Source organism: Herbihabitans rhizosphaerae, assembly GCF_004216555.1.
In the GTDB taxonomy this organism is placed as follows: Bacteria; Actinomycetota; Actinomycetes; order Mycobacteriales; family Pseudonocardiaceae; genus Herbihabitans; species Herbihabitans rhizosphaerae.
This window is the reverse complement of sequence record NZ_SGWQ01000003.1, coordinates 542,977-555,994: the sequence shown is the minus strand read 5'-3', so window position 1 is coordinate 555,994 and position 13,018 is coordinate 542,977. Positions and strand designations below refer to the sequence as shown.

The following is a 13,018-nucleotide window of genomic DNA, read 5'->3' as shown; positions in this document are numbered from 1 at the left end:
TGTGCACAGCAACTAGTTGATTGGTGCATGCAATGAATTCCGGCACGACGGTCAAAACGGACGAGCCGAGCAAGGCCGACCTGGCCACCGCCAACGCGATCGGCCAGTCCATGGTCCGGCTCAAGCGGCAGATGGCGTGCGCCGCCGCGCAACTGAGCAAGCAGGGCTTCGAGCAGGCCTCGTTCGGGCTGCTGGCGACGCTGGTCAACGGCGGACCTCAGCGGTCCAGTTCGCTTGCCGAAGCGCTCTTCACCGATCCGTCGACGATCAGCCGACAGGTCGCTCACCTGGTCAAAGAGGGCCTGGTCGAGCGTCAGGCCGATCCGGCGGACGGTAGAGCGTCGGTGCTTGCTGCTACACAACAGGGACTGGCCTTCTTCGAACGGCACCGCCGGCAGCGCGATGTGGCCATCGCACAGATCGTGGCGAGTTGGCCGGCCGAGGACCGGACGCGGTTCGCGGAACTGTTCGAACGATTCGCCGACGACTACGAGCGCATGCTGCCGGACATCTTGGCCGAGCGCGTCGCGCAGGCGCGCTCCGAAGGGGAGAACTGATGTCGGATACACCCGCCGCCACGGCGGTCGAGGAACCCTCGGCACCCGCCGAGGGCGCACTCACGCACCGTCAGATCCTGACGGTGATCTCCGGGCTGATGCTCGGCATGCTGCTCGCCGCGCTGGACCAGACGATCGTGTCCACCGCGTTGAAGACCATCGCCGACGAACTGCACGGACAGACCATCCAAGCCTGGGCCACCACGGCCTACCTGATCACGATGACCGTCACGACACCGCTCTACGGCAAGCTGTCGGACATCTACGGTCGCCGGCCGCTGTACCTGACCGCGATCTCGATCTTCCTGGTCGGCTCGCTGCTGTGCGGCATCGCGTCGTCGATGTACGAACTCGCCCTGTACCGGGCGATCCAGGGCCTCGGCGCCGGTGGGTTGATCTCGCTGGTGTTCGCGATCATCGGGGACATCACCGCGCCCCGGGAACGCGCCAGGTACCAGGCCTACTTCATGAGCGTGTGGGCCACCGCGAGCGTGCTCGGCCCGGTGCTCGGCGGCCTGTTCGCCGGCACCGACTCCTTCCTCGGGATCACCGGCTGGCGCTGGGTGTTCCTGGTGAACCTGCCGGTGGCGCTGGTCGCGCTGATCGTGGTGACCAAGGTGCTGCACGTGCCGCACAAGCGGGTGGAGCACCGCGTCGACTACTGGGGCGCCGCGACGCTCACGCTCGCCGTGGTGCCGGTGCTGCTCGTCGCCGAGCAGGGACGTGAGTGGGGCTGGGGTTCCGTCACCTCGTTGATCATGTACGGCCTCGGCCTGCTCGGGCTCGCGTCGTTCGTCTACGTGCAGCGGCGGATGGGCGACGAGGCGCTGCTGCCGCTTCGGCTGTTTCGGCACCCGACGTTCTCGATGGCCAACCTGCTGTCGTTCATCCTCGGTGTCGGCATGTTCGGCGGGTTCGCGAGCCTGCCGCTGTACATGCAGATCGTGAAGGGGGTCTCGCCGACGGAGTCCGGGCTGACGATGCTGCCGATGATGGTCGGCATCATCGTCTCGGCCACGCTCAGCGGGCGGGTCATCTCCAAGACCGGGCGCTACCGTGCGTTCCCGATCGCCGGGATGGGCCTGCTGGCGCTGGCGCTGTTCCTGCTCGGCCAGCTCGGCACCGATTCGCCGCTGGTCCTGCCGATGCTGATGATGGCGGTGTTCGGGCTCGGGCTCGGGCTGTGCATGCAGACGCTGCTGCTGGCCACACAGAGTTCGGTGCCGCTGAGCGACATGGGCGTGGCGAGCGCGTCGTCGGCGTTCTTCCGCTCGATCGGCGGGACGTTCGGCACCGCGGTGTTCCTGTCGATCCTGTTCACCGTCGTGCCGGACCGGATCGCGGCGGCACGGGCGGCGGCCGGCCTGCCGCAGCTGCCTCCTGGCGCCGGGCTGGACCTGAACGACACGTCGTTCCTGAACCACCTCGATCCGGTGAACAAGCGCCCGATTCTGGACGGCTTCTCCAGCGCGATGGACACCGTGTTCATCGCCGGCGGGTTCGTGATGTTGGTGGCGTTCGCGCTGGTGTGGTTCCTCAAGGAGGTCAAGCTGTCCGACAAGTCGGGCACGCAGCGGGCCGCCGAGGAGGCCGCGGCAGCGGTCTGAGCATTCTGACCGGGGAACACGACGGCCCCGCACCCGAATTCGGGTGCGGGGCCGTCGCGTCAGATGGTCACCTTCAGTGCATCGTCAGACCGGAGTCCTTGAGCCGCTGGTAGGACCGCTCGACCTCGGCCTCCGCCTCGGTGCGGCCGACCCAGCTGGCGCCTTCGACGCTCTTGCCGGGCTCGAGGTCCTTGTACACCTCGAAGAAGTGCTGGATCTCCAGGCGGTGGAACTCGGCGAGGTGGTGGATGTCGCGCAGGTGCTCGGTGCGCGGGTCCTCGGCGGGGACGCACAGCACCTTGTCGTCGCCGCCCTTCTCGTCGGTCATCCGGAACATGCCGATCGCGCGGGCGCGGATCAGGCAGCCGGGGAACGTGGGCTCCTGCACAAGCACCAGTGCGTCGAGCGGGTCACCGTCCTCGCCGAGCGTGTTTTCGACGTACCCGTAGTCGGCCGGGTACTGGGTCGCGGTGAACAACGTCCGGTCCAGCTTGATGCGGCCGGTCTCGTGGTCCATCTCGTACTTGTTGCGCTCGCCCTTGGGGATCTCGATGGTGACGTTGAATTCCACGCCGTCCTCGCTCGTGTCGGCTCTGCTCGTTACGCCACTAGTGTGGACCACGACTTGGTCCCGATTGGCCTGATGAGCCCTGGGATCGATGTGATGTTCGCACGGGCGGATCGGAGACCACGGGTTTGAGCGAGCGCAGCGAGTCGGACAGTCCGCTGTGGCCGTCCGACGACGAGGACATCGCTGGGGACGCCACTGGGGGCAGCGGCAGGGATGAGGAGCCGACGGTGCCCGCGCCCGATCGCGAGGCCACCGTGCCGGCGCCGGGCCACGAGACGATGCGCCTGCCCGTGCCGACCGACCGCAACAAGACCACTCGGCTGCCCATTCCCCCACGCGAACCGCAGCCGGCCAGGCAGGTGCCGGTGCCGCCGCGGCCGGAGGCGGCCCGTGATCCGCACCGGGCCGCGCCGATGCGGATCGAGGCGACCGGCGAGCAGCCGCGCGTGGAGGTGGACGAGCCGGTCCGCCGGCGCGGCCGCAAGCCGCTGATCGTGCTGGTCGTGCTGGTGCTGATCGCGGGTGCCGGCGCCGGTGTGGTGTTCGGCGTGCCCGGCGTGAAGGAGAAGCTGGGGCTGGTCTCGAAGAACGACGAGAGCCCGCAGCCGGTCGCGCCGCCCCCGGCGCCGATCGAGTTCACCCCGGCGCTGCGCGCGCTGGACCCGGCCGCGCCGACGCCGACCGGGCCGGGGGTGAGCGCGGCTCTCGGGCCGGCGGCGGCGAACCCGGCGCTCGGCACGCTCACCGGCGCGGTGATCGACCCGGCGACGAACACCGTGCTGTGGCAGCAGAACGGTGGCGCGCCGATGATCCCGGCGTCCACCGCCAAGGTCCTCACCTCGGCGGCGGCGCTGCTCGCGGTGGACCACGGCTACCAGTTCACCACCACGGTCGTCGAGGGCGACAAGCCCGGCACGGTGGTGCTGGTCGGCGGCGGCGACATCACGCTGTCCTCGCTGCCCGCCGGCCAGGAGACGGTCTACCCGGGTGCCGCGCACCTGGACGACCTGGTGGCGCAGGTGAAGGCGGCCACCGGCGGCAAGGTGGACAACGTGCTGGTGGATCTCGGGCGGTACGCCGGGCCGAGCCTGGCGCCGGGATGGTTCCCGCAGGACATCGCCGGCGGATACCTGGCGCCGATGGTGCCGGTGATGCTGGACGGCGCGCGGCTGACCAAGCCGGCGTTCCGCGATTCGCCGCGCAGCGACAACCCGTCCCGCCAGGTGGCCGGGGAGCTGGCCAAGCGGCTCGGCGCGCAGGTGCCGCCGTCGGCCGCGGTGACCGCGCCGGCCGGTGCGCGGGTGCTCGGCACGGTCCGCTCCGCCCCGCTCGTGGAGGTGGTGGACAACCTGCTGCTCACCTCGGACAACCTGCTCGCCGAGGCGGTGGCGCGCGAGGTGGCGAAGGTGAGCGGCGAGGAGGTGTCGTTCGCCGGTGGTGCTCGGGCGACTCTGGAAGTGTTGCGGCGCAACGGTTTCGACGTCGGGCCGACTCAGCTTTCGGACGCCAGCGGGCTGTCGGTCAACAACCGCGTGTCGGCCAGCCTGCTCGCCCAGGTGCTCGCCGTCGCGGCCGCGCCGGACGGGCGTGATCCGAGGACGGCCAAGCTGCGCCCGCTGCTCGGCGGGCTCCCGGTGGCGGGTGGCAGTGGCACGTTGGCCAAGCGGTACCAGACTCCGCCGTCCACCGAGGGCAAGGGCTGGGTGCGGGCCAAGACCGGCACGCTCACCGGTACCAACGCGGTCGCCGGCACGGTGCTCGACGCGGACGGCCGCACGCTGGTGTTCGCGCTAGTCAGTGCCGGCCCGAACTCCGATGCGACGAAGCAGGGTTTGGACAACATCGCCACGGCGCTGCGTCAGTGCGGTTGTCGCTAGCCCAGGGTGAGTGCACCCGGACGCCGTAACGCGAATGCGGCGTGTGCTCGGGTAGCGTCGGTGACGTGGATGCGGGGACGGAAGCGCGACGGGCGACGGGCGCGAGCAGTGCGATCGACTGGTCGGTCGCCGTCTCCACGGGCCAGCGCCTGGTGAAACCCGGCCCGGCGGTGCCCCGAGCCGAGGCCGAGGACGCCGTGCGCCGCATGCGTGAGATCACCACGGTGGCCGAGCAGCACGTGCGTGATCTCACCGGCCTCGGGCAGGACCTTCCGCTCAACCCCGGCGAAGTGGTCGACCGGCGCGCGTGGATCAAGGCCGCCGCCGACGGACTGGCCGCGCTGACCGACGGCGCGCTGCCCACCTCGGATCGCCGGGGCGGGCGCTACCTCGGCAGCGTGCTCGCGGGCGGCGCCGGCGTGCAGGCCGGCTTCGTGCTCGCCTTCCTGTCCGCCCGCGTGCTCGGGCAGTACGACCCGTTCGGGTCCGCCGACGGCGACGGCGAGTCCGGCCGGCTGTTGCTGGTCGCGCCGAACGTGGTCGGCGCCCAGCGCGCGATGGACGTGCCGGCCGCGGACTTCCAGATGTGGGTGTGCCTGCACGAGTGCACGCACCGCCTGCAGTTCACCGCCGTGCCCTGGCTGCGCGAGTACTTCGCCGGCCAGGTCGCCGCGTTCCTGTCCGGCCTCGACGACTCGGCGTCGGTGGCGGTCGGCCGGCTGCCCGACGTGCTGCGCGAGGCGCGCAAGTCGCGGGCCGGTAGCGGGCCGCTCGGCGTGATGGAGTTGCTCCAGTCGCCGCAGCAGCGGGTGGTGTTCGACCGGCTGATCGCGCTGTCCACGCTGCTGGAGGGCCACGCGGACTACGTGATGGACGCGGTCGGCCCCGCGGTCGTGCCCACGGTGTCCACGATTCGCGAGCGGTTCACCGTCCGGCGGCGCGGCGGTGGTCTGCTGGACCGGCTGCTGCGCACGCTGCTCGGCGTGGACGCCAAGGTCAAGCAGTACGCGGCGGGCGCGGCGTTCACCCGGCACGTGATCGACTCGATCGGCATGGACGGCTTCAACCGGGTGTGGACCTCGCCGGACACGCTGCCGCTGCGCGCCGAGATCGCCGACCCGGACGCGTGGATCACCCGCGTGCACAGCCGTGACTGACAGGCTCGACCCGGCCGTCGCCGCCGTTCGCAAGGCGGTGCGCACCGCGGTCGACGCGTCTGTCCACAGTGGACACTTGGCTGTCGCGGTGTCCGGTGGGGCCGACTCGCTGGCACTCGCCGCGGCCGCCCGATTCGTGACGGCACGTAACGGAATCAGGCTGCACGGGCTGATCGTGGACCACGGCCTGCAGGCGGAATCCCTTGCGGTGGCGGAGAAAACGGCCGGACTGCTGCGCGAGCTCGGGTTGGACGAGGTGCGCGTACTGCGCGTCGACGTCACCGGAAAGGGCGGCGTCGAGGCGGCCGCGCGCCGGGCCCGCTACACCGCGCTGCGTGACGCGCTGCCCGCGCCGGACGCGCTGGTGCTGCTCGGACACACCCGCGACGACCAGGCCGAGACCGTGCTACTCGGGCTGGGCCGCGGCTCCGGCCCCCGGTCGATCGCCGGCATGCGGCCGCTCGACCCGCCGTGGCTACGCCCGCTGCTCGACCTGCCGAGGGTGACCACTCGCGCCGCGTGTCACGCCCTCGGCATCACCCCCTGGGAGGATCCGCACAACGCCGACCCGGCGTATACGCGCGTGCGGCTGCGCGCGGAGGTGCTCCCGCTGCTCGAGGACGTGCTGCACGGCGGTGTCTCCGACGCCCTCGCGCGCACCGCCGCCCAACTGCGCGAGGACACCGACGCGCTGGACCAGATCGCCGAGAACCTGGTGCCACACAAGGGAAACACGCTCGACGTCGAGGAGCTGGCGGCACACCCGCCGGCGATCCGGCGCCGGGTGCTGCGCCGCTGGCTGCTGGCCGCCGGCGTACCCGAACTGACCGATCAGCACCTGCGTTCGGTGGACGCGCTGATCGGCGAGTGGCGCGGGCAGGGCGGAGTATGGCTACCCGGCGGGTTGGTGGCCGAACGTGCGCATGGCAGGCTGAGCCTGACCGCCTCGGCGTAACCGAAAGGCCAGCTCACGTGTACTCCGGCGACATCGCCTCAGTGCTCATCACCGAGCAGCAGATCGACGAGAAGGTGGCGGAGCTCGCCAAGCAGGTCGCCGACGACTACCCCGACAAGGGCGACCGGCACGACCTCGTTCTGGTCGGGGTGCTCAAGGGCGCCGTCATGTTCATGACCGACTTCGCCCGCGCGCTGCCGCGACCCGTGCAACTGGAGTTCATGGCGGTCAGCTCCTACGGTTCGGCGACCTCGTCGTCGGGCGTGGTGCGCATCCTCAAGGACCTGGACCGCGACATCGCCGGCCGGGACGTGCTGATCATCGAGGACATCATCGACTCCGGGCTCACGCTGTCCTGGCTGCTGAAGAACCTCGCCTCGCGCGGCCCGGCGTCGCTGGAGGTGTGCACGCTGCTGCGCAAGCCGGACGCGGTGAAGGTCGAGGTGCCGGTCAAGTACGTGGGCTTCGAGATCCCCAACGAGTTCGTGGTCGGCTACGGGCTGGACTACGCCGAGCGGTACCGCGATCTGCCCTACATCGGCACGCTCAACCCCAAGGTCTACACTTGATCGCCTCCCCGGAATTTCCCAGTACTGTCCCGTTTCAGCGCGCGCTGCGGTTGATTTGTCACCGTGGCTGAGTCCCGTCCCGTTCCCCTAAGGTGCGGCTGCGTGGGGCGCGGGAGCTTCTTGAGCGGTTTAGCAGGAACCGGCTTGATGGCACGGTGGTCTGAGTTACGCTCGGGCGATGCGTGGTGTGGGGGCCGCGGTGGGGCGGAAGGGGTTTTGACGTGACTGGCCAGCAGGTTCCCGGCCTGTCCGGGATCAGCAAGGGCGTCGCCGGATTCGCGCAGGCCGCGGCCAACGGCCAGGTCAGTATCGACCCGGACGCCGTGCGCGGCGTGCTCAACAAGATCAGGGGCGCCAAGGACGAGGTCGCCGCGCTGCTGCGGTCCGCGGCGGGCGGCGTGGTGCGGGCCGACGGCTCGTTCCTCGGCGCGAACCAGGTCGGCACGGCCATGTCCACGAAGTTCGCGCGCCGTGGCGAAGGCGGTGAGCACTCGCTGCACGCGGTGCTCCAGGGTTACCTCGACGAGCTGGCCGCCGCCGAGCGCGCGATCGAGACGTGCACCCGCAACTACCAGAGCCGTGACACCGGTTCCGCGCGGCGGCTCGGCGCGGTCGATACCAGCGTCGACCTGTAGAACCGTTGGCGCACAAGACTTTTCGGTACACGGAGGGGGCCGGTAATGGCACCGCAGGAGGCGCCGAAGGGCGTCCGGTACGGCGAGGACAGGGCGATCGGCAGCCCGCCGAACTGGGACACGCTGTCCAGTGAAGCGCTGTACAAGGCGGCCACCGAGAACAACAACCCGGACGGCGCCGCCAGAATGGGCGCCACCTGGAACCAGCACGGCAAGGCCCTCGCGCAGGTGTCCGGCCAGCTCACCGAGTTGCTGACCGGCCTGGAGAACGCCTGGACCGGGCCGGCCGCCGACTCCGCGCGCGGCGCCATGCGCCCGCTGGCCGACTGGGGCGGCATGGCCGGCGCGACCGCGCAGCTGATGGGCGTGCGCATGTCCGAGTCGGCCTCGGCCGCCCAGCGGGTGAAGCTGATGCCGCCGCCCACGACGTTCGACCGCGACGCCAACATGCGCGCGATGCTCGCCGGCGGCCCGGCCGCCATGACCGCCGACCTCGCCGCGCAGCAGGCCGCCGCCGACCGGGTCAAGCGCGAGCAGGTCGCGTTCCTCGACGCGTACACCAAGTCGATGGCCCAGATCGACAGTGCCACCCCGACGTTCGCTCCGCCGCCCAAGACGGTGGCCGGCGAAGGCAGGTCCGGACCAGGCGGCCCGGGTGTTCCCGGCGAGCCGCTGCCCGCGCCGCACCCGGCGCAGGGGATGCGGCCGAACATGCCCGGCGCGATCGGCGCGATGCCGATCCCCGGCGCCGGCCCGGACGGCGAGTTCGGCACCGGCGACGACGGCGACCCGGTCGGCTCGATGCCCGGTGGGCTCGGCGGACTCGGTGGTCTCGGCGGCGGCAGTGGTGGCACCCCGACCGGCACGGCCGGCTACACGCCGTCGCAGCTGTCCGGCACCACGGCCGGCCCCGCACCCGCGGCGAGCATGCCGGCCGCGCCCAGCGCGGGTGCCGGCGGATTCGGCGGCGGATTCGGATTCGCCGGTGGCGGCGCACCCGGTCGTGGCGCGGCGGGTTCGACACCGGCGGCCGCACCCGGCGACGGTGCCGCCGAGTCCCGCTCGACCCGCGGCGGATCGTCCGGCCGGGCGCGTCCCGACGCCATGGGCGCCGGCGGCGTCCCACCGGGAGCGCGCTCCGACGACGAGGACGACCTCGAGCACGAGTCACCGTCCTATCTGGTGGAGGCGGATCCCGGATCCGCGTTCGGCAGCGACGAGTCCACCGTCCCGCCCGTCATCGGAGGTGACCGGTGACCGACGGCGAGCACCTCAGCCCGATCGAGCTGGACTTCCTGTGGGAGACGCTGGACGGCGGCGAGTTGCCCTACCCGCTGGAATCGCGCTCGCACGGCACCACCATGGAGGAGCGCGACGAGCTGCGTCAGCAGGTGCGTGCCCAGCTCGTGCAACGCCGCCTGCTGAACCAGGACGGCGAACTCGGGCCGCACGTCGAGACGTGGCTGTCCATCCTGGTGCGGCCGCAGGTGAGCGTGGACTCGGTGTTCCTGCCCGAACTGGACGGCGTCGCGGTCTGCTCGATCGCGGCGCTGGCCGGCGGCAACGCCGTGCTCGCCGTGCAGGACGACGAGGGCCTGCGAATCCGGCCGGTGCACGCCACCGGGCTCGCCTCGGCGGTGGTCGAACTGCTGCCCGAGGCCGAACGCGGCACCGAGCAGTCGATCAGCCTGCCGGCCGAGGAGCTGACCGCGGTCGCCGAGACGGTGAGCGCCGGGCAGGTGTCCGGCCCGACCGCGCGGCCGGGCCGTGGGCGCGGCGTCACCGACACCAGGGAGGCGCTGCTCAGGCTCACCGGGCGGCGCAGTCACCGCGGCGGGCAGATCGCCGCCAACAGCAGGGGCAACCTCGGCGGTCGCAAGCGCACGCCGGTGCTCGCCTGGTTCGACAACGACACCGGTCGGTATCTCAGCCAGGCCCGCTCCGGTGCCGACGGTCGCGATTGGGTGACGGTGGCGCCGGCCGACGCGGCGACGCTCCGGCACCGGATCTCCGAAATGATCACGGCGATAACCCAGGAGCGATGAAACGCCGACCTGCGGGAACACCAGGCGTTGATGGCCCGTTGTCCTGCTGGGCGGGCCAGCCACCACTTCACACGGTGGCGTCACGCGGACGGGTTGTACGCTGGTCGGACCAGGCATCCGTCCCGGATGGGCACGGGTTCGCCGACACGCAAGTCAGGGAGGGTCGAGGCCGGCTCGCGGCCGTAAGTTAATGGACCGTAAGCGCCTGCTCCGCAATCCGTTGCTGTGGATCGCGGCGGTGTTGCTGATCTATTTCCTGGTCAGCATGCTGCTCGACGACACGCGCGGGTACTCCCAAGTGTCGACGTCCAAGGCGATCGAGCAAGTCCGCGCCGGCAACGTGACCAAGGCGGAGCTCGAGGACAAGGAACAACAGCTCAAGCTCAACCTGGGCAAGTCGATCGAGGTCGACAAGCAACAGGTCACCCAGATCATCACGCAGTACCCCGCGCAAGCGACCGACGACATGTTCCGCGAGCTGCAGGGCAAGAACGTCGAGTTCGAGACGAAGGTCACCCAGGAGTCGTTCTTCACCCAGATACTCATCTATCTGGTGCCGCTGGGTCTGCTCCTGCTGCTGCTCATGTGGATGATGAACAACGTCCAGGGCGGCGGGAACCGGGTTCTCAACTTCGGCAAGTCCAAGGCCAAACAGCTCAACAAGGACATGCCGAAGACCACGTTCGCCGATGTGGCCGGCGCCGACGAGGCCGTCGAAGAGCTGTACGAGATCAAGGACTTCCTGCAGAACCCCGGCCGCTACCAGGCACTCGGCGCGAAGATCCCGAAGGGCGTGCTGCTCTACGGCCCGCCGGGTACCGGTAAAACGCTGCTCGCCCGCGCGGTGGCCGGCGAGGCGGCCGTGCCGTTCTACACGATCTCCGGCTCGGACTTCGTGGAGATGTTCGTCGGTGTCGGCGCCTCCCGGGTGCGCGACCTGTTCGAGCAGGCCAAGCAGAACGCGCCGTGCATCATCTTCGTGGACGAGATCGACGCGGTCGGCCGCCAGCGCGGCGCCGGCCTCGGCGGCGGCCACGACGAGCGCGAGCAGACGCTGAACCAGCTGCTGGTCGAGATGGACGGCTTCGACGCGCGCGGCGGGATCATCCTGATCGCGGCGACCAACCGTCCGGACATCCTGGACCCGGCGCTGCTGCGGCCGGGCCGGTTCGACCGGCAGATCCCGGTGTCCGCGCCGGACCTGATGGGCCGCAAGAAGATTCTCGAGGTGCACTCCAAGGGCAAGCCGATGGCCCCGGACGCCGATCTGCACAGCCTGGCCAAGCGCACCGTCGGCATGTCCGGCGCGGATTTGGCCAACGTGCTCAACGAGGCGGCGCTGCTCACCGCGCGCATCAACGGCTCGCTGATCAACGGCGCGGCCCTGGAAGAATCGGTGGACCGGGTGATCGGCGGTCCGGCGCGCAAGAGCCGGATCATCTCCGAGAAGGAGCGCAAGATCACCGCGTACCACGAGGGCGGGCACGCGCTCGCCGCGTGGGCGATGCCGGACCTCGAGCCGGTGTACAAGCTGACGATCCTGCCGCGCGGGCGCACCGGCGGGCACGCACTCGTCGTCCCCGAGGACGACAAGGAGTTGATGACCCGCTCGGAGATGATCGCCCGGCTGGTGTTCGCGCTGGGCGGACGGTCCGCCGAGGAGCTGGTGTTCCACGAGCCGACCACCGGCGCGTCGCAGGACATCGAGCAGGCCACCAAGATCGCCAAGGCGATGGTCACCGAGTACGGCATGAGTGCCCGGCTCGGTGCGGTGAAGTACGGCCAGGACCAGGGCGACCCGTTCCTCGGGCGTTCCATGGGCCACGCGCCGGACTACTCGCTGGAGGTCGCGCACGAGATCGACGAGGAGGTGCGCAAGCTCATCGAGGCGGCGCACACCGAGGCGTGGGAGGTGCTCAACACCTACCGCGACGTGCTCGACGACCTGGTGCGCGAGCTGCTGGTGAAGGAGACGCTGCAGCGCAAGGACCTTGAGCGGATCTTCAGCGGCGTGGAGAAGCGGCCGAGGATCACCGCGTTCAACGACTTCGGTGACCGCCAGCCGTCGGACAAGCCGCCGATCAAGACGCCGGCCGAGCTCGCCAAGGAGCGTGGCGAGCCGTGGCCGCCGCCGCAGGAGGAGCAGCCGACTCCGGTGGGCACCGCCCCCGGTGGCGGGGATCTGCCCGGTGGCCCGCCGCGGCCCAGCCCCGCGCCGCCCGGCGGCAACGGTGCCGGTCCGAACGGGCTGCCGCAGCCGGGTCCGACGCCGCCCGGTCCGCAGCCGAGCCCGACGCCTGGCGCGCCGCCGCAGCCGTACCCGAGGCCGGGCGGGCAGCCGCGGAGCGGTCCGGAGGGCGACGAGCGACACGGTGGCAACTACGGTCCGCCGAACTACGGCGCGCCGCCGGGGTGGAAGCCGGCGACCACGCCGTCCGAGCGTCCGCAGCAGAACTGGCGGCCGTCCTGGGAGCCCGAGAACGACCGGCGCGACTCGGGCGACGGTCAGGGTCGACGTGATCCGGATCGGTCGGGGCAGACGGAGTGGGACGGCGGCAGGTAGCGTCGGCACCGGAGGTAACGGTGACCGGTTTTCCCTGGCAGTCGGCCGATGGGTCGCAGCCCGTGTTCGACGCTGAGCGTGCGGAGAAGGCCGTGCGCGAGCTGCTGCTCGCGTGCGGCGAGGACCCGGACCGCAACGGCCTGCAAGAGACGCCGGCCCGGGTGGCGCGCGCTTTCCGCGAGATGTTCGCCGGCCTGTACAACAACCCGGACTCGGTGCTCGACAAGACGTTCGACGAGTGCCACGACGAGCTGGTCCTGGTCACCGACATCCCGCTGTTCAGTACGTGTGTGCCGAGCAAGCAGACGGTGAACGCGGTCGGCGGGCGCAAGCAGGCGCGCGAGGTCCAGGTCGGCGATCAGCTCTGGACGCTCGCTGACGGCAAGGTCGAGCCGACGACCGTCACCCAGATCAGCTCGCACACGACGCGGGAGCTGGTCGAGGTGACGACCACCGGCGGGCGGTTCACCGTCACGCCAGAC

At 70.8% G+C, this 13,018-nt stretch carries 11 protein-coding genes and 1 pseudogene; 11 read left to right on the top strand and 1 reads right to left on the bottom strand.

Annotated elements, in window-relative coordinates; all coding sequences use genetic code 11:
• The first annotated feature begins 32 nt into the window (after positions 1 to 32).
• A complete protein-coding gene (locus tag EV193_RS12345; protein WP_130344170.1) occupies positions 33 to 557 on the top strand; it encodes a MarR family winged helix-turn-helix transcriptional regulator in 525 nt (174 codons plus the stop codon).
• Complete coding sequence (locus tag EV193_RS12340; protein ID WP_130344169.1) at positions 557 to 2,164, top strand: MDR family MFS transporter; 1,608 nt, start codon at positions 557 to 559, stop codon at positions 2,162 to 2,164. The genes EV193_RS12345 and EV193_RS12340 overlap by 1 nt, the downstream gene beginning before the upstream one ends.
• A gap of 73 nt (positions 2,165 to 2,237) precedes the next feature.
• Here EV193_RS12340 and EV193_RS12335 read toward each other — a convergent pair whose 3' ends face one another.
• On the bottom strand, positions 2,238 to 2,735 hold the full coding sequence (locus EV193_RS12335) for an inorganic diphosphatase (protein ID WP_130344168.1): 498 nt from the start codon (positions 2,733 to 2,735) through the stop codon (positions 2,238 to 2,240).
• A 125-nt stretch (positions 2,736 to 2,860) separates the two neighbouring features.
• On the opposite strand from EV193_RS12335, the gene dacB reads away from it, so the two are divergent.
• The 9 genes and pseudogenes from dacB to EV193_RS12290 all read left to right on the top strand — a co-directional run.
• Positions 2,861 to 4,612: a D-alanyl-D-alanine carboxypeptidase/D-alanyl-D-alanine endopeptidase gene (gene dacB / locus EV193_RS12330; RefSeq protein WP_130344167.1), complete on the top strand. Its 1,752-nt coding sequence runs from the start codon at positions 2,861 to 2,863 to the stop codon at positions 4,610 to 4,612.
• 65 nt (positions 4,613 to 4,677) lie between these two features.
• A complete protein-coding gene (locus EV193_RS12325) occupies positions 4,678 to 5,769 on the top strand; it encodes a zinc-dependent metalloprotease (RefSeq protein WP_207222598.1) in 1,092 nt (363 codons plus the stop codon).
• Positions 5,762 to 6,724, top strand: a complete 963-nt coding sequence (gene tilS, locus EV193_RS12320; protein ID WP_130344166.1) for a tRNA lysidine(34) synthetase TilS — start codon at positions 5,762 to 5,764, stop codon at positions 6,722 to 6,724. Before EV193_RS12325 ends, tilS begins: the two co-directional genes overlap by 8 nt.
• Positions 6,725 to 6,741: 17 nt before the next feature.
• Complete coding sequence (gene hpt / locus EV193_RS12315) at positions 6,742 to 7,293, top strand: hypoxanthine phosphoribosyltransferase (protein WP_130344165.1); 552 nt, start codon at positions 6,742 to 6,744, stop codon at positions 7,291 to 7,293.
• Between the two features lie 221 nt (positions 7,294 to 7,514).
• A complete protein-coding gene (locus tag EV193_RS12310) occupies positions 7,515 to 7,928 on the top strand; it encodes a hypothetical protein (protein WP_130344164.1) in 414 nt (137 codons plus the stop codon).
• A gap of 45 nt (positions 7,929 to 7,973) precedes the next feature.
• Entirely contained in the window at positions 7,974 to 9,185 is a 1,212-nt protein-coding gene (locus EV193_RS34440; protein WP_130344163.1) for a hypothetical protein, read from the top strand.
• Complete coding sequence (locus EV193_RS12300) at positions 9,182 to 9,973, top strand: ESX secretion-associated protein EspG (RefSeq protein WP_130344162.1); 792 nt, start codon at positions 9,182 to 9,184, stop codon at positions 9,971 to 9,973. The genes EV193_RS34440 and EV193_RS12300 overlap by 4 nt, the downstream gene beginning before the upstream one ends.
• A 190-nt stretch (positions 9,974 to 10,163) precedes the next feature.
• Positions 10,164 to 12,536, top strand: a complete 2,373-nt coding sequence (gene ftsH / locus EV193_RS12295) for an ATP-dependent zinc metalloprotease FtsH (protein ID WP_130344161.1) — start codon at positions 10,164 to 10,166, stop codon at positions 12,534 to 12,536.
• A 20-nt stretch (positions 12,537 to 12,556) separates the two neighbouring features.
• A pseudogene (locus EV193_RS12290) lies at positions 12,557 to 12,826 on the top strand (GTP cyclohydrolase I); the annotation flags it as partial.
• Between the last annotated feature and the right edge of the window lie 192 nt (positions 12,827 to 13,018).

Excerpts from the sequence above, each read along its gene's own strand:
- EV193_RS12345 (WP_130344170.1), top strand. The coding sequence starts at position 33 with ATGAATTCCGGCACGACGGTCAAAACGGACGAGCCGAGCAAGGCCGAC.
- EV193_RS12340 (WP_130344169.1), top strand. The coding sequence starts at position 557 with ATGTCGGATACACCCGCCGCCACGGCGGTCGAGGAACCCTCGGCACCC.
- EV193_RS34440 (WP_130344163.1), top strand. The coding sequence starts at position 7,974 with ATGGCACCGCAGGAGGCGCCGAAGGGCGTCCGGTACGGCGAGGACAGG.
- ftsH (WP_130344161.1), top strand. The coding sequence starts at position 10,164 with ATGGACCGTAAGCGCCTGCTCCGCAATCCGTTGCTGTGGATCGCGGCG.